Below are 16,102 nucleotides of genomic sequence, written 5' to 3'. Positions count from 1 at the left end.
CTTATTGTACTCAATCTTACATGTTTTCTCAATTTTCTATTTTCTATGTTTAGTGTAAAAATTCTATTTCTCCAGTTTATATCCCATATAATCCAAAAACAGTTCTGCATACATAGCATTTGCCCAGGAAAACCACTCTCTTGTATATTTGGTGTCATCCTCACAGCAAAAGCCCTCGTGCATCACGCCCTTGCCTCCCGTAGTGGCAGCCATGCTCTCTAAAATTCTTCTCTTTTCTGCAGAGTCTTCTTCGGTCAGCCCCTGGATTGCCATGGCAATATGCCAGATGTAATTGGACGGGGTGTGGGGACTTCCGATTCCCGCTGCTTTTGTTCCTTTAAAATAGAAAGGATTTGCCTCGCTTAAAAGAAATCTTCTGGTATTTGCCGCAATTTCTCTGTCTGCCGGATAGCCCAGATAATCCATTGCCAGAAGGCTTGGCACATTGGCATCGTCCATTAAGTCATACATGCCGAAGCCGTCTGTTTCATAGGCATAGACCATGCCAAACTCTTCGGTAAAGGTCTTTCCAATGGTTTCAATGGCTGCATGTACTTCCTCTTTCAGCGCTTTTGCCGCCTCTGCAATTTCCTGATTCTGATAAATCTCCTTCTCGATTTCCTCCAGATAGCCCAGGACCGTCACGGCAAACATATTGGAAGGAATCAGGTAGCCGTAGGTGCAGGCATCGTCGCTTGGACGGAAGCCGGACCAGATAAGTCCTGTGCCGGATTTTACCAACGCACCCCTGCCCTCTCTGGAAAGGGTATCCCGGTAATATCCGTTATTGCGGCAAAAACGGTACGCAGATTTTTCTTCATGATACTGTTCTGTCCGAAATACGGTGAGAATTTTCTGTATGCCCTTTTGGAAATCCTCATTGAACTGGGTGGTACAGCCTGTATTTTTCCATAGAAGATAGGCAAGCTGAATGGGATAGCAAAGGGAATCCACCTCAAACTTCCGCTCCCACACCCAGGGATTCTGATTGGAATCGTCCTTTTCCCAGCAGGCTCCACTTGGGGAATCGTTAAACGCATTGGCATATTCGTCAATACAGATGTAAAGAAACTGGCGTCTTACCAGACCTGCAATCAACTCCCGCACCTCCTCGTTTTCCTTTGCCAAAAAGATGTAGGGTCTTAACTGGGCGGCGGAATCCCTCAGCCACATGGCCGGAATATCTCCTGTAATCACGTGGGTGGTGTTGTTCTCCATGCGCTTTACTGTGGTATCCAGCGTGTTTGTATAGCAGGTGGTAAAAAGCTCCATAAGATGAGGAAAATCTGCTGACTTTTCCTTTAATCCGCCTAAAAATTGATCCATGGTTTCCTGTATGGTCATGATATATCCTCCGTATAATGATTGGATTGTAAATTTTCTGTTGATTATTCTAGCAGACTTCCCCTGAAAAAAATAGTGGAATTATCCTAGATATCCTCTAATTTTTTCTTGTCATCTCATATTCGCTGGGCGTCATTCCTGTAAGTTTCTTAAAAACCTTACTGAAATAATAGGCGTTCTCAAAACCCAGCATATCGGAAATCTCATACATCATGTACTCATGCATACCCAGAAGCTCCTGAGCCTTTTCTATTTTAATCTGATTGACATAATCATTCAGATTGCTTCCTGTCTGCTTTTTAAACGCACTGCTTAAATACCCCTGACTGATGCCAATGGCGTTGGAAATTGTGGAAAGAGTCAGTTTTTCCTTATAATTCTCCTGTACATATTTTTTCACGGAACAAATCAGCTTTTCTGTCTTACTGCCGCCTTTCAGTCCCTCCAGCATACCGCCAATCCAGCTTCCCAGTTCTTTTAGCCAGTGAATATTTTCCTCCAGGGTAAAGCACTGTCCCAGACGTTCTACAAGCTCAGAGGGATAGGGGAAGCCCTTTGCCTCGCCTTTTCCTTTTTCTGCATAGGAAAAAAAGAAATAATACAGGTTCATACAGGCATCAATCACCTGCGCCCTGGCCGGCTTATATTCAGAAAACAGCTCTGCCATCTCTGAAAAAACACCCTCTACCTTTTCTCTGTCCTGTATCATTAATGCCTGCTGCAAATCCTTTTTCAGAAAGCTGATATCAAACACATCATGCTTTAAATGACGGCTCTCTGTCTTATCTGTAGCAACCTTCCCGGCGTATAAAATCGGATTTTCACTGTGGTAATAATAATATTCCTCCAGTCCTTTTACCTGCAAAAAGGCCTGAAAGACACCTTCCCATATATTTTCCGCAGGAGTGCTGACTGCTATCAGAGCCTCGCTTCCGAAGTAATCCTGAAATATCGTGAGAATCTTTTTCCCCACGGTATCAAAGGAGTCTGGCAGCTCTTTGTATGGAAAGAGAACCAAAAGTCCCTTTCTCTCCCAGTCCAACATACAGTAAACCGAGCTGATTCTCTCCATAAACTGCTTTAACAGACTGGCTGCATACTCCATAAGTTTCCTTCTGTTCTGCCGGTTCTTTTTTCTGAAACAGATGGCTTTCTTTAGAATAGGGGCGAATCCACACCAGTACCGGATTTTCATACAATTTTTCCAGTCCCAGTCCTTCTGCCTCCTTTACCCATTTTTCTCTGATTTTATCCCAGTCTTCTTTCCTGTTTTCCAAAACCTCCCGAAAAAATCTTCTGGTGGTTTCTTCTGAATTTTTCTGCAGAACCTCCTGAAAAGCAGCGCTCTCCTCCTGCTCCTGCTTCTCCCGGCAAACCTCCACAGCCTTTTGCAGGCTTTCTCCCAGCACCTCCGGGGTAATTTCAATTTTCACCAGGTAATCCAAAGCTCCCAGGCGCAACGCCTTTTGTGCCAGAGAAAATTCCTCCAGATTGGTCAGAAGAATAAATTCTGCCTGACTGCCCTGCTCCCTGCACTTTTCCATAAATTCCAGCCCGTTCATGGCAGGCATTTTAATGTCTGTAATCACAATGTCCGGCTGAAGGTCCTGCATTTTTATTAATGCCTGGTTCCCGTTTGTGGCCTTATCTGCAATTACACAGTCATACGCTTCCCAATCCATCATGGACGCGATTCCTGCCAGAATCAGCGGTTCATCGTCCACAAGCAAAATACGATACATGTTCTTTCCCCTCTTTTATTTTTTCTCATTGCCATATTCTATGGGTAACTTTACCAGAATTTCCGTATATTCTCCCACCTGACTGGAAATAGTCAGACCATACGCATCACCGTACACCAGCTTAATTCTCTGGTCTACATTTGGAAGACCGATACCGCTCATGGTGTCTCCCTTGCGCTTTTGGGGAGTTTCCATAATCTCCCGGATTTTCTCTTCTGTCATACCGACTCCGTCGTCCTTTACGCTGATGCAAAGCATCGCCTGCTCCTGCCAGATACGGATGAATGCTGCCGTTCTTTCCTCCCGGCTCAATCCCCGAGAAAATAGCATTTTCCACCAAAGGCTGCAGGGTCAGCTTAATAATCCTTGCCGCATACAAAGCTTCGTCTTCTACCTCTGTTTCCACATCAAACATTTCCATGTAGCGCATTTTCTCAATGGTAATGTAATCCTCCAGAAACTTCAGCTCTTCTCTTAAGGTGACCTTTTCATTAAATCCCTTTGCCATATTTTTTAAAAGTCCGGAAAGCGCGGTTACCATTTTTACAATACTGGCATTTTTCTGTATGACTGCAATCCAGCGGATTGAATCCAGGGTATTATATAGAAAATGGGGATTAATCTGTGCCTGAAGCATCTTAATTTCCAGGTTTTTCTTCTCCCGCTCGTCCTCCACACTCTTTTCCAGAAGCTGAGCTATTTTCCTGCTCATCCTGTTCATACCCCTGCCGATTTCCCCCAGCTCGTCCTCACTCTCAAGCTGTGGATTCCCGGAAAAATCTCCGTTTCCGATTTTCTTCGCCTGTTCGATCAAAAGCGCCACCGGCTTTTTCAGACGGTTGGAAAACAACACAGAAAGTCCCAGCCCCACTACCAGACAGCTTGCAAATAAAAGCAATGCCAGACTGATGAGAAGCATCTTTTGATTTCTGATAAAGCGAATTGGCATAATTTCATACACCAGGATTCCACTCATGGCGTTTCTGGACCAGGCAACCAGACATTCCTCTTTCTGAATGGATTTTCTCTTGATTCCACTGGATTTTCCTGCTGTAAGAAGCTGCTCTGTCAAAGCTTCCAGGCTCTCTGTTTCAAACTGTTCTGCATGCTGATCTGCAATAACAGTTCCATCCTGCACAGTCACAATCAAGGTATCTTTGTTGTCTGCTCTTTTCAGCTCCTCCTCAAAAAGCTTTGTGGAAAATCCCAGAAAGCCCCAGCCCTCCTTGCTGTTGCTTCCCGCAACGTCCAAAGGACGGACAATAGGAATCAACTTCTGGCCTTTCCCATGAAAAAAAGGATTATCCACTACCTCCAGATAATATTCGTCTGCGGTCTTTGCTGCTTCCTTTTGAAACCAGTCTGTTTCCAAAAGCCTTTTCACATCATCTTTGCTCCCCGGACTGCTCCCGGACTGTATGGAATTTCCGTTCTTATCCAAAATCATCAGCTTATTAATGTATGAGCCGTATCCGGAAATGGCACAGTAATCACTCATAAGTGTGCTGTTTATCAGAGCCTGCTTTTTCGCAGAGGGCTGGTCTGCAAAATCCATGCTTCCGTAATCCATAGAGCTTCGCCCTGTACAGTTTAAAATAATGTTCATCATTTCTTCATAAGCCACAAAAAAATTTTCTGCAATTCCGTTTATATTGTCCTCCATGGATTGCTCTGTCATTTCCAAAGAACGTTTAAAAGAGCTGTGATACGTCCCCATGCTCCCGATAAATGCCACCAGAATCACAATACTCAGATTATAGATAAGAATTCTGCCCTGGAGTGTTTTCCATATTTTCTTTTTTCCCATGCTGTATCCCCCGCCAATACCTGTTCCTGTTTTCTATTATACCATTCTTTTTCCTGTCCACAAGAAAAACCTCTTTGTAAATTGCGAAAAGGACTGCCGCTTTCTGCGCCAGTCCTCTGTTCTGTTTTCTATTTTTTTGCAAATTTCGCGTCAGAATCTCCCTTTTTTCGTACTGCCTCGGTAATGGGAAGTCCTGTACCATAGTCCAATTGTCTTGGCTCATATTCCTCGTTCTCTCTCTGTCTTGTCATAAGCCGGCTGTCCCAGGTCTTAAACTCCGTAATCCGATTCCAGGGTCTGTCCTCCCAGTAATAACCTCTGAATGGATCTCTGGTTTCATACATATTGTCCAGAATTGCCTGATGAAGCCGTTTCTTCACTTCATCATATTCCGGGTTTCCAATGAGATTTACCATTTCCTGGGGGTCATTCTCCAAATCATACAGCTCATCGCTGGTCATGAGATTCAGCACCATTTTATATCTGCCGTCATAAGCGCCGCGAAGCGGCTGATAGCCTCCGAATCCGTCATGGTCTACCTCATATCTTCCAAATTCCATAAACACATAGTCATTGCAGCGTATCTGAGGATTTAAAACCTCTTGCCAGATACTCTTTCCCTCAAACATTTTCGGAATTGGAACGCCGAAAAGTTCAAAAATCGTAGGTGCCAGATTGATGTGAGAAACAGGATTGGTGTCCACACCCCGGCCCAGCCCCCGGATAATGAGAGGAATATGTACAATTTCCTCGTACAGAGCCGGCCCCTTTCCGGTAAGGGAATGAGCATACATCATATCCCCATGGTCGGAGGTATAAATAATAATCGGTGACTCCTCCTGCTCTTCGGCAGCATCTATAACTCTTCCAATTTCATAGTCTGCAAAGGTATTGCAGCCTAAAAACTCCTTTGGCTTTAAAGAAAAGTCTTCTCTGCAGGCTTTTAAGTATTCCTCACCTGCCCAGATTCTGTGATGCTCAGGTTTTCCTTCCAGAGTATCCTTCATATTTTCTTTTACCGGAATTTCATAGTCCTGATATAAATCCACATATTTCTTTGGACAGATGTGAGGACCGTGAGGCTCGTCCAGGGAAACCACCAGGAAATAGTCCTCGTCCCTGTGCTTTTCAATGAAATCCACAGCCCGGTCTGCACACCGATGTCCATAGGTCATATCTTCTGTAATATTGTATTTCTCAATGCTTTCCATCTGGCGGATGCGGTATCTCTCCTCCGGGGTCAGCTCCTCCAGGAAGCAGCGCATATCATACCAGTAATCTTTGTCCCAGCCCTTGGGGCATCTTCCAAGTCCAAAGTAATCCCCACCGTCCAGATGCCATTTTCCCACATAGGCAGTGTGGATTCCCGCATCGCTTAACCGCTGCCCAATATTGGGTACATTGTCGGAAAGTCCCATACAGTTGGACCAGCCTGCACAGGAATGGGGATAGCTTCCTGTAAAAATCGCTGCTCTGGCAGGCTGGCATACCGGCTGCGTGGTATATGCCTTGTCATAGCGAATTCCTTCTGTTGCCAGCCTGTCCAGATTTGGAGTTATCATATATTCATTGCCATAACAGCCCAGCATATCGGTTCTCTGGGTATCTGTCATAATAAAAATAACCTGTTTTTTTCTGCTCATAATTCCTCCTGCTCCCTTGCTTTATAAAAGGAAGGGGTCCTGTTGCATATCCAGATATTCTTTTAACCGCTTTTCGTAATCCTTTACCAGATCCTGATTCAGCTCTGTGATTACTACAGGGTGCATCTGGTACGGATCTTTTTCATTGTCATAGAGCAGGCGCACCTGATGCCCATCCGGCGCATAGCCATTATTGACTACATAAGTATGCCTGTGTGTCCGAATTCCTCTCCAACCATAGCACTTACTGTTCATTCCCTTTTTTTCAAAGGCTGCTACCATTTCCGGCATTCCCGGATAAGAACACAGAAATGCATCCTGAGGCGCCTGGCTCCCTTCTCCCCGGATACATGAGGCATGATTAAAGCCCTGACAAGTATCCGGCACCGGAATGTCCAGAAGTCCCAAAAGGGTGGGCATGTGGTCCGGGCTTGCAAAAAGCTCCGGATACCTTCCCGGTGCAAGGTGACCCTTCTGCCGTATATAGAGGGGAATGTGAATGGATTCCTCATACCACACATTTTTGCTCATACGTCCGTGAGAGCCCAGCATTTCTCCGTGGTCTGCGGAAAGCACCACCAGGGTATCCTCCTCCAGATGATTGTCCTTTAAATACTGCAGAATTCTGCCGAACTGCTCATCAACTCCGGTAACAGCTGCAAAATACTGTCTGGTAATGGTTTCCATTTCCGGCGTTCTCTTCTCCTGTGGTACATTTTCCCTGAAATGTACCGGCATATTTTCATACTGCTTATAATACTTATCCGGCACCAACTCATAGGGAAGATGAGGGGGATTATAAGATACAAAAAGAGCGAAAGGTTCTTTTTCCCCTTTCTGGCTTTCCATATATTCCAGTGCTTTATCTGTTTCAAATTCCGGAGACCAGCAGCCCGGCTTTATCTGCTTTGGTGTATCTGCCCAGTAATGGGGGTCTAAATGATTGTCACAGGCTCCATAAGAAAGCCAGTAATCAAAGCCCTGCCTTCTCTCTCCCGGCGGTGTGTAGGCGTCCCAGTCCCTTGCCCCGGAAACGGGATTCTGCTCAAAATTCTGCTCTGATGCATCTAAATGCCATTTTCCGATATATCCGGTGTGATATCCCTGTTCCTTCAATACATTTCCAATACAGGTTTCCTGGGGACGCAGCATCAATACCTCGCTGAGTCCGATTTTACAGTTAGTCCACATGCCTACGCTGAAAGGATACTTTCCTGTTAAAAGAGATGCCCGATGGGGAGAGCAGAGAGGAAAGGTACTGACTGCCTCCTCACAATTCAGGCTCTCTTTTGCAAAAGTGTCCATATGCGGCGTATGCACAGGGTCTTCCCCTGTGCATTCCATTGCATGATATCTCCACTGGTCCAGAAAAACATATAATAAATTCGGTTTTTTCCTCACCATTTTACCTCCTTACCAATAGGGATTCCATTTTCCCTGTCTTCTTCTCAAAGCTTCCAGGTAGAAATAATCTCCCCAGGTATTACATTCATCTACGCCCCTGTTCTTACAGGTATTCTCCTCTGAACTTCTTGCATAAGTGCCGTGAAGCAAAAGCCCGTTGGATTCTTTTTTGTCTTTTACCGCGCATTTTTCTATGAGCGCACACAGCATCTTGTCTGCTGCCATACGGTATTTCTCTGCCTCTTCCTTTTCCAGATGGGGCAGCATTTCGTAAATACCACAGATGACAATGGCAGAGGAAGAGGAATCTCTGGGTTCTGTGCTTCCTGTGTCAAAGTCAAAATCCCAGTAAGGAATCAAGTCTTCTGGCAAATGCTCAATAAAATAATCGGTCACATCCCGGAACATCTGAATATATTCCGGCTTCTGCTGGTAACGGTAACTTAAAGCAACGCCATACACACCCCATGCCTGGCCTCTTGCCCATGCAGAACCGTTTCGGTTTCCCTGGTGGGTCACTCCATAAGAAGGTTTTCCCGTATCCGGGTCAATATAATAAGTATGATAAGTGGAATGGTCTTCCCTTAACACACACTGCATGGCTGTATGAATATGGCGGCATGCTTTGTCTGCATATTCCGAATTGCCGGTAACCTCTGTTGCCCAATACAGAAGAGGCAGATTTAACAGGCAATCAATAATCAGCCGATAGTCCTTAGGGTCCCCCACATTGCCCCATGCCTGAATAAATTCTCCTTTTTCTCTGTATCTTGTCAAAAGGTGATCCGCAGCCATAATCGCTGCCTTCTTTCCCTTTTCACTGCCGCAGAGCTTATAAGCCGCAACGCAGGAAAGGCTATACAAAAATCCCATGTCGTGATAATTCACATCAATTTTTTTCTCGATGCGATTTAAAAAACTTTCCACATGAATTTCTCCTGTTTTCCGAAATGCCTCGTCCTTTGTCAGCTCATATGCCAGCCATACAACCCCTGTCCAGAAACCTGTGGTCCATTCCACATTTTCTGTTGGCCAGTAAAACCCGTTCTCTGTATTCGGGGACTGGAAGGACTCTGTAAAGTCCCCCAGATTTCCCTTTACAATTTCTGCTGCCTGTTGGATTGCCTTTTGAACCATTTCTTCTGAAGTTTCCGGATACTTTTTCAGGCTTTCAAATGTCTGTGCCATACCTGTCCTCCCATTTCAAATCTGCAAATATCAGCCTTTGATACCGCTTGCCGCAACACCCTCTACAAAGAACTTCTGGCATGCAATAAAGATAATCACAACCGGAATCAATGCACATACAGATGCTGCCATAATCAGAGCGTAATCTGCTGCGTACTGAGAGATAAACATACGGATACCAAGCTGAATGGTCTTTAATTCTGTGCTGTTTAAGTAAATCAATGGTCCCATAAAATCATTCCATACATTTACAAAGGTAAAGATTGTCAGGGTTGCAATACCCGGCTTTGCAAGAGGCAGCACCACTCTTGCAAAGATTCCGTATTCCCCAAGTCCGTCAATTCTCGCCGCCTCAGATAACTCTTTCGGTACACTTAAAAAGAACTGCCTCATAAGGAATACCCCAAAGGCGCTGAAGGCATGAAGCATAATCAGCCCAATGTGTGTATTGTTTAAACCAAATTTAGACATCATGGTAAACTGAGGTACCATGTATACCTGCCATGGAACTGCAATGGTGGTTACATAAGCCAGAAACAGAAAATCTCTTCCCTTGAACTCCATTTTCGCAAAACCATAAGCTGCAAAACAACTGGTTGCCAACTGGATAATGGTGGTAATCACCGTCAGCTTTGTACTGTTTTTAAAGAAGGTAAGAAGGGGAATTTTCTCCCAGATTTCCTGATAATTCTCAAAATGAAAGCTTCTGGGAATCCACTCCATAGGAATACTGAATACATCTTTGTTCAGCTTCACAGAAGAAATCAGCATCCAGTAAAACGGAACAGCCATAAGCACTGCCAGAAACGTCAACCCTATATAAATGAATATCTTTTTTCTTTTTTCTGATTTCATATCGTCACCTCTTTTTTACATCCATTCCGTAAATTTCTTCTCGCCTCTGAACTGAATCAGCGTAATTACCAGTACAATGGCAAAGAGCACAATCGCACTTGCACTTGCATAGCCAAATTCAAAGTTAGTAAACGCTGCATCGTAAATATGATTTACCATAACCTGGGTTGCACGGCCAGGTCCGCCGCCTGTCATAATATAAATCAGGTCAAATACCTTGAAGCACTGAATAGTCAGCATGATAACAACAAAGAAGGTGGTTGGTTTCAGCATGGGAATGGTAATGTATCTCAGCTTTTTCCAGCCTGTTGCGCCGTCAAGACTTGCTGCCTCATAGAGTTCTTTGGAAATTCCCTGCAAAGCCGCCAGATATACAATCATGTAATAACCCATGTATTTCCATACACTGACAATGATGATTGCAGGCATTGCCCATTTTACGGAAGCCACCCAGCCCGGAGGATTGGAAATACCAATGGCTCTTAAAAATTCATTGATGGGTCCCACATCTTTCATAAAGAGCATGTTCCATACTGCGCCCACGGCAACCAGAGAAGCAATGTATGGAAAGAAAAATGCAGTACGGTAAACCACAATCCCCTTAATCTTACTGTTTAACAGAACCGCGATGAGAAGGGCAGCTGCCACAGTCAGCGGTACAGTAAAAATTGCATAGTAAAAGGTGTGTCCTACAGACATCTTAAAAGTAGAATCTCCCATCAGTCTTACAAAATTGTCAAAGCCTACAAATTCCATAGGTGTATTTGCAGAACCATTCCACTTCATTACGCTGAGTACAAAGGAAAATACTACGGGAACAAAGATAAACAGGAAATACCCGATAAAGTTTGGTAATATAAAGGAATATCCTATCAGATTATTTTTTACAACTCGTTTTTGTTTCGGTGTCAATGCCATATCCTTTTCTCCTTTTCTGTAATACAGGGCTTTCTGTCTGTCTTTGATGTACATTCAGAAAACCCTGCCCCTTACTTTTCCACTTCTTACGGATTGGCTTCTCGTATTTCTTTTACCCGCTCCGTCATATTTTTCAGTCCGTCATCAATACTTTCTTCGCCAATCATAATCAAGTCATGTTCTTCTTCTACTGCCTTACGAATTTTCTCAATGTTTTTATCCAGTGGTCTGTCAAATACCATTCCCTTTAATTCCAGCGCTTCCTCGCAGCCTTCCGGGAATCCTTTTACAGAAGTTACTTTTTCCATAATGGCATCGTTCTGGATAACGGTAAGAATACCCTGTTCAGCCAGCTTTTCTGCTGTTTCTTCGCTTGTTGCGCATTTGATGAATTCCCATGCCAGGTCTTTCTGATCAGAATTTGCGTTAATAGCAACCGGTGTTACCGCACCCACACTGTTCCCTGCTTCTACTCCCTCCGGATGAGGAATGGTTGCAAAGCCCCAGTTAAAATCAAGCTCTCCTGCGTTCTGAGCCTGAATCAGGTTTGCAATAAACCAGGTTCCCATTGGCATCATTGCACACTGCTGCTGTTCAAAAACACTGGAGTAGTGAAGGTTACCTGTTTTAATAGTTGCATAATCCTGAATAATGCCGTCTTCCTGCATACGCAGCGCCTGCTCATAAGCTGGCTTTAAGAAGCTGTAATCATCAGATACCAGTGTATTCTTTCCATCCTGAATTGCCCAGTTGCATACCAGAGCCATCCAGTTATGGTTGTGTGTTCCGTAAATCTTATCATTGCCTTCGCCAGAGGTCATCTTTCTTGCCAGCTCTTCATATTCGTCCCAGGTCATATCATTGCCTGGATAAGGAACATTTGCTTTATCAAACAAGTCCTTATTATAATACAGCACATACCAGTCAGAACGGTATGGAAGTGTATAGGAAGAACCGTCAATCTGCAAATCCTCTGCTGTTCCGTTGTAAACAGACAAGTCCAGATTATCCTTCTTTATGTACTCGTCCAGACATGCAATCTGTCCCTTCTGCTGCATGCTCAACTGTGTTCCCATATCCTTTACAAAAATAACGTCCGGATCCGGGTCGCCGCCTGCCAGCATAACAGTCAGCTTATTGTTGTATTCATTGGCTGCTGTGTCAATGTACTCGATTTCCACGTCCGGGTGTTTCTCCTGGAAAACTTCTACGGCTGCCTTAAACTGCGGTGATGTGTCATTGTCCCAGGTGGAAATAGTCAGTTTCTGTTTTCCGTCTGCGGTTTCCTTTCCCTCTTCTTTTTTTTCGCCGCCGCAGCCTGCCAGCATTCCCACTGACATTGCCGCGATGAGTCCCATGGCTACTGCTTTTCTTGCTTTCATGTTCCTCTCTCCTTCTTTCTTTAAATTTTCCCCGCGTCCTTTGCGGGCTGCTTTGTTTGTATTTATAGATTAGCAGAAAGCTCCCTTTTCTAAAATGAATTATTTACCGATTTCTGTTACTTTCTGTAGATTGTGTAAAATTTACCTTGCCTTTTTTTCACATTCTGTTACTTTTTCTTCATTCTGTAAAAATGGAATTCTTTCATTGACGAAACTGTTTTTTTGCTTTAGACTATATTCTGTTTGTTTTACAGACTTACATAAATAATATAGAAAGAGGGGAATTTAGTATTGTTTCAAAACAAAAATCAAAACAGACAATTTCTGTGCAGCTATGGCGTCTTCATTATAAATGGAATGCTCGCCTTATCTATTGGTTCACTTTTGCCTTATATCCGGGATTCCAGAGGACTGGCTTATGCCTTCTGCGGTATGATTGTCAGCCTTCATTCTGTGGGTAACCTGATTTCCAGTTTTGCCTGCGGCGCTTTAGCAGAGGTATGGGGAAGAAAGAAAAGTATTCTCTTTTTTAATTTCTTTATTGCCCTGTCCTATCTGGTGATTATTCTTTCAGAGAATAACTTTATGCTGGCTCTGGCCTTTTTCCTCACCGGCATGGCAAGAGGGGCTACCAGTAATTTCTGCAATACCTCCATTAACGAACTGGCTCCTGGTAAGGCATCTCTCCTAAACGGTCTGCATGCCATGTTTGCTATCGGCGCCTTCCTCTTCCCGCTTCTTTTGATTGCTATGACACAGACAAACAGTAAGAACTGGATTTATGCCTGCTACTTTATGTTCATCATGGGAATTTTAAGCTGGATTATGTACTTCCTGATTCCTGATTCCAAAAAGGAAGCAAGTGGAAAACAGACAAAGAGAAAAGCGGACTTTGGATTTTTTAAAGAGCCTCTGTTTTATCTCTGCACACTGACACTTTTCTTCTATCTCTGTGCAGAACAGGGTGTAATTGGCTGGATGATCACTTACTTCAAAGATACCGGACTGCTGCCGGAATCCCTTTCCCAGGTAACTGCCAGTCTTTTATGGGTTATGATTTTAGCCGGACGTCTTCTGACTGCATGGCTTTCTACCAGAATTCACAAGGAATGGCTGCTGCTTGTTATGGGCTTTGGACTGGTAGGCTTCTTAATTCTGCTGCTGTTCAGTTCCACTACACCGCTCATTCTTCTTGGTATTATGGGCTTTGGTTTCAGCATGGCAGGGCTTTACCCAACCACAGTTTCCTTTTCCGGAAGCCTGATCCAGAAATATTCTCTGGCGTGGAGCTTTATTCTGACCCTTGCCAGCTTCGGCTCTATTCTCATGCCGTCTATTATCGGTAAAATTGCGGAAAACGCCGGTATTTACTATGGTATGCAGTCCATTATCGCAGTAGTTGTAATTGATTTGATTTGTATTCTTCTGTTAGTAAAGTATATTCGAAAAATGCGAAAACGCAAAGAAAAGCTGTCATACTAAGAAAACTGCCACCAGAGCAAAAAACTGGTGGCAGAAATAAAGTTCTATTACATACCAATGCTTTTGTTCCGGAAAAAGGCTTTATGAAACCTGACATGAATCAGGCTGAAGTCAAAAAAGCCATATTAAAAGGAGCTGTCGCACTAATTACTAGTGCGACAGCTCCTTACTCCTAATGAATGCCGCAGACCGGAATCGAACCGGTACGGGAGTATAAGTCCCGCAGGATTTTAAGTCCTGTGCGTCTGCCTGTTCCGCCACTGCGGCATTTATCAAAATGCTTTTGCATCTTGAACGACCCAGAAGAGACTCGAACTCTCGACCTCCGCCGTGACAGGGCGGCGCTCTAACCAACTGAGCCACTGGGCCATATATGTAATTTTATTTGATACCTTTAACCAAATGGACCTTCGGGGACTCGAACCCAGGACCGACCGGTTATGAGCCGGTTGCTCTAACCAACTGAGCTAAAGGTCCAAAAAGCCGATGATCGGACTCGAACCGATAACCTGCTGATTACAAATCAGCTGCTCTGCCAATTGAGCCACATCGGCATCTTATTAAAAATTAAGCTAAAAGCCAAATGACTCCTACGGGAATCGAACCCGTGTTACCGCCGTGAAAGGGCGATGTCTTAACCGCTTGACCAAGGAGCCATATTATATTAAAAAACTCCCCCTGTTGGACTCGAACCAACGACACTGCGGTTAACAGCCGCATGCTCTACCGACTGAGCTAAGGAGGAATATTCTTTTCACACTATACCTTCAAAACCACATACACAAAACCAAACCATTTCCAACTTACCGTTTTGCTTAAGTTTCGGTATCGTCCGCTTAGCAACCGGTCACTCATAAATGCTCCGCATTTACTCGTGTCCTTTGCTTCGCAAATGACTTCGGTCTGACTTCCGTCCCTCGGAATGTAAACATTCCTCCTGACTCCTGTCATACCTTCGCCGCTTCCTAAGCTTTTAGGTCAAGCCCTCGACCGATTAGTAACAGTCAGCTCCATACATTGCTGTACTTCCACCTCTGTCCTATCTACCTCGTCGTCTTCAAGGGGTCTTACTTCTTTCGAATGGGATATCTCATCTTGAGGGGGGCTTCACGCTTAGATGCCTTCAGCGTTTATCCCTTCCAGACTTGGCTACCCGGCCATGCTCTTGGCAGAACAACCGGTACACCAGCGGTCCGTCCACCCCGGTCCTCTCGTACTAAGGGCAGCTCCTCTCAAATATCCTACGCCCACGCCGGATAGGGACCGAACTGTCTCACGACGTTCTGAACCCAGCTCGCGTACCGCTTTAATGGGCGAACAGCCCAACCCTTGGGACCTACTACAGCCCCAGGATGCGATGAGCCGACATCGAGGTGCCAAACCACTCCGTCGATGTGAACTCTTGGGAGTGATAAGCCTGTTATCCCCAGGGTAGCTTTTATCCGTTGAGCGATGGCATTCCCACTTAATACCACCGGATCACTAAGCCCTACTTTCGTACCTGCTCCACCCGTCGGTGTCGCAGTCAAGCTCCCTTCTGCCTTTGCACTCTTCGAATGGTTTCCGACCATTCTGAGGGAACCTTTGGGCGCCTCCGATACCCTTTCGGAGGCGACCGCCCCAGTCAAACTCCCCGCCTGGCATTGTCCCACCGCCGGTTCACGGCGGCTGGTTAGAAACCCAATACTGCAAGGGTGGTATCCCAACAGCGGCTCCCACACAACTGGCGTTATGTGTTCTCAGCCTCCCACCTATCCTGTACATGCAATACCGAGTCCCAGTACCAAACTGGAGTAAAGCTCCATGGGGTCTTTCCGTCCTGGCGCAGGTAACCAGCATCTTCACTGGTATTTCAATTTCACCGGATGCATTGTTGAGACAGCGCTCAAATCATTACGCCTTTCGTGCGGGTCGGAACTTACCCGACAAGGAATTTCGCTACCTTAGGACCGTTATAGTTACGGCCGCCGTTTACTGGGGCTTAAATTCAAAGCTTCGCTTGCGCTAACCTCTCCTCTTAACCTTCCAGCACCGGGCAGGCGTCAGCCCATATACCTCACCTTTCGGTTTTGCATAGACCTGTGTTTTTGCTAAACAGTTGCTTGAGCCTATTCTCTGCGGCCACATCTCTGTGGCACCCCTTCTCCCGAAGTTACGGGGTCATTTTGCCGAGTTCCTTAACAATGCTTCTTCCGCCGGCCTTAGGATTCTCTCCTCATCCACCTGTGTCGGTTTACGGTACGGGTACGATATAAACAATAGCGGCTTTTCTCGACGCATGGCTCACACACTTCCCTACTTCTTTTCGGTCCGCTTCACGTCTTCAGATTGCCACAC

Annotated in this window: 12 protein-coding genes, 6 tRNA genes, 1 rRNA gene and 1 pseudogene (1 of these 20 running past the window's edge); 1 reads left to right on the top strand and 19 read right to left on the bottom strand. The window is 45.0% G+C overall.

Annotation, left to right across the window (positions count from 1 at the left end):
• Positions 1-63: 63 nt before the first annotated feature.
• The 11 genes and pseudogenes from DQQ01_RS03320 to DQQ01_RS03275 all read right to left on the bottom strand — a co-directional run bounded on the left by DQQ01_RS03320 (position 64) and on the right by DQQ01_RS03275 (position 12,283).
• On the bottom strand, positions 64-1,344 hold the full coding sequence (locus DQQ01_RS03320; RefSeq protein WP_111918385.1) for a glycoside hydrolase family 125 protein: 1,281 nt from the start codon (positions 1,342-1,344) through the stop codon (positions 64-66).
• Positions 1,345-1,441: 97 nt separating this feature from the next.
• Positions 1,442-1,795: a helix-turn-helix transcriptional regulator gene (locus DQQ01_RS16305; RefSeq protein WP_242980709.1), complete on the bottom strand. Its 354-nt coding sequence runs from the start codon at positions 1,793-1,795 to the stop codon at positions 1,442-1,444.
• Positions 1,796-2,321: 526 nt separating this feature from the next.
• Positions 2,322-3,086 (bottom strand): response regulator, encoded by a 765-nt coding sequence (locus DQQ01_RS16010; protein WP_199797980.1) that lies wholly within the window; start codon positions 3,084-3,086, stop codon positions 2,322-2,324.
• Positions 3,087-3,101: 15 nt separating this feature from the next.
• Positions 3,102-3,344: a sensor histidine kinase gene (locus DQQ01_RS16300; protein ID WP_242980520.1), complete on the bottom strand. Its 243-nt coding sequence runs from the start codon at positions 3,342-3,344 to the stop codon at positions 3,102-3,104.
• Between the two features lie 217 nt (positions 3,345-3,561).
• A pseudogene (locus tag DQQ01_RS16295) lies at positions 3,562-4,005 on the bottom strand (sensor histidine kinase); the annotation flags it as partial.
• Positions 4,006-5,021: 1,016 nt separating this feature from the next.
• Complete coding sequence (locus tag DQQ01_RS03300) at positions 5,022-6,536, bottom strand: sulfatase-like hydrolase/transferase (RefSeq protein ID WP_111918381.1); 1,515 nt, start codon at positions 6,534-6,536, stop codon at positions 5,022-5,024.
• A 21-nt stretch (positions 6,537-6,557) separates the two neighbouring features.
• Positions 6,558-7,940 carry a sulfatase family protein gene (locus DQQ01_RS03295; protein ID WP_199797979.1) on the bottom strand — a complete coding sequence of 461 codons (1,383 nt, stop codon included), beginning with the start codon at positions 7,938-7,940 and terminating at the stop codon, positions 6,558-6,560.
• A gap of 9 nt (positions 7,941-7,949) precedes the next feature.
• Complete coding sequence (locus DQQ01_RS03290; protein WP_111918379.1) at positions 7,950-9,128, bottom strand: glycoside hydrolase family 88 protein; 1,179 nt, start codon at positions 9,126-9,128, stop codon at positions 7,950-7,952.
• A gap of 30 nt (positions 9,129-9,158) precedes the next feature.
• The gene (locus DQQ01_RS03285) at positions 9,159-9,983 is read right to left on the bottom strand and encodes a carbohydrate ABC transporter permease (RefSeq protein ID WP_111918377.1); all 825 of its coding nucleotides are present in this window, start codon (positions 9,981-9,983) and stop codon (positions 9,159-9,161) included.
• Between the two features lie 15 nt (positions 9,984-9,998).
• On the bottom strand, positions 9,999-10,901 hold the full coding sequence (locus tag DQQ01_RS03280; protein ID WP_111920810.1) for a carbohydrate ABC transporter permease: 903 nt from the start codon (positions 10,899-10,901) through the stop codon (positions 9,999-10,001).
• An 86-nt stretch (positions 10,902-10,987) separates the two neighbouring features.
• The gene (locus tag DQQ01_RS03275) at positions 10,988-12,283 is read right to left on the bottom strand and encodes an ABC transporter substrate-binding protein (protein ID WP_111918375.1); all 1,296 of its coding nucleotides are present in this window, start codon (positions 12,281-12,283) and stop codon (positions 10,988-10,990) included.
• Positions 12,284-12,574: 291 nt separating this feature from the next.
• Between DQQ01_RS03275 and DQQ01_RS03270 the strand changes: the two genes are divergently transcribed.
• Complete coding sequence (locus DQQ01_RS03270; RefSeq protein ID WP_111918373.1) at positions 12,575-13,765, top strand: MFS transporter; 1,191 nt, start codon at positions 12,575-12,577, stop codon at positions 13,763-13,765.
• 180 nt (positions 13,766-13,945) lie between these two features.
• Here DQQ01_RS03270 and DQQ01_RS03260 read toward each other — a convergent pair.
• The 8 genes from DQQ01_RS03260 to DQQ01_RS03225 all read right to left on the bottom strand — a co-directional run.
• A tRNA-Leu gene (locus DQQ01_RS03260) sits at positions 13,946-14,032 on the bottom strand.
• Positions 14,033-14,060: 28 nt separating this feature from the next.
• Positions 14,061-14,134 (bottom strand) — tRNA-Asp (locus DQQ01_RS03255).
• 34 nt (positions 14,135-14,168) lie between these two features.
• Positions 14,169-14,242: transfer RNA gene (locus DQQ01_RS03250), tRNA-Ile, on the bottom strand.
• Positions 14,243-14,246: 4 nt separating this feature from the next.
• Positions 14,247-14,319: transfer RNA gene (locus tag DQQ01_RS03245), tRNA-Thr, on the bottom strand.
• 30 nt (positions 14,320-14,349) lie between these two features.
• A tRNA-Glu gene (locus DQQ01_RS03240) sits at positions 14,350-14,421 on the bottom strand.
• Between the two features lie 16 nt (positions 14,422-14,437).
• Positions 14,438-14,510, bottom strand: a tRNA-Asn gene (locus DQQ01_RS03235).
• Between the two features lie 14 nt (positions 14,511-14,524).
• Positions 14,525-14,716, bottom strand: coding sequence for a hypothetical protein (locus DQQ01_RS03230; protein ID WP_111918371.1), 192 nt, complete (start codon positions 14,714-14,716; stop codon positions 14,525-14,527).
• 23 nt (positions 14,717-14,739) lie between these two features.
• Positions 14,740-16,102: ribosomal RNA gene (locus tag DQQ01_RS03225) — 23S ribosomal RNA — on the bottom strand (it continues 1,524 nt past the right edge of the window).

It is taken from the genome of Blautia argi, from assembly GCF_003287895.1.
Classification (GTDB): Bacteria; Bacillota; Clostridia; order Lachnospirales; family Lachnospiraceae; genus Blautia; species Blautia argi.
The sequence above is the reverse complement of the archived record's forward strand: the minus strand, read 5'-3'. Positions and strand labels throughout refer to the sequence as shown.